The organism is Actinotalea sp. C106 (assembly GCF_023630195.1).
Lineage (GTDB): Bacteria > Actinomycetota > Actinomycetes > Actinomycetales > Cellulomonadaceae > Actinotalea.
The window spans coordinates 1-590 of sequence record NZ_JALPKN010000632.1; the positions used below are offsets into that span (position 1 = coordinate 1).

The following is a 590-nucleotide window of genomic DNA, read 5'->3' on the forward strand; positions in this document are numbered from 1 at the left end:
CCCCCCGCGAGCGCCCCGCGGCGGAGGCTCCCGACCGACGGTCCACCGGTGTCGGGGCCGGCGCAGGACGGCGCGGCCGGGCAGGCGGCCTCATCCAGGCACCGCGGCGAGGATCTCGGGGGCCAGGGCCGTGACGTCCCCCGCCCCGACCGTGAGCACCAGGTCCCCGTCGCGCGAGGCCGCACCGATCATCCGCGCCGCCTCGACCCGGTCGGGCACGAAGGTCGCGTCGCGCCCCGTCCCACGCAGGGGTTCGGTGATGAGCGCGCCCGTGACCTGGGGATCGGGGTCCTCGCGGGCGCCGTAGACGTCGGTCACGACCACGACGTCCGCGAGGCCCAGGGCCTGGGCGAACTCCGCGGCGAAGGTCCGCGTCCGGGAGTACAGGTGCGGCTGGAAGAGCACGAGCACGCGGCCCTGGCCCGCGACCGGACGAGCCGCGCGCAGCAGCGCCTCGACCTCGGTCGGGTGATGGGCGTAGTCGTCGACCACTCGGACGCCCCGGACCGCGCCACGGTCCTCGAAGCGACGTCCGGTGCCCGTGAAGGTCGACAGCGCGCGCGCCGCCGTCGGGCCGTCGACGCCGAGCA

1 protein-coding gene is annotated in these 590 nt (G+C 77.1%); it reads right to left on the reverse strand.

All coding sequences use genetic code 11. From position 1 onward, the window contains the following. Positions 1–90: 90 nt before the first annotated feature. Positions 91–590 (reverse strand): glutamate ligase domain-containing protein (locus L0B03_RS18910; protein ID WP_284502021.1); only part of this gene is annotated, 500 nt, incomplete at its 5' end.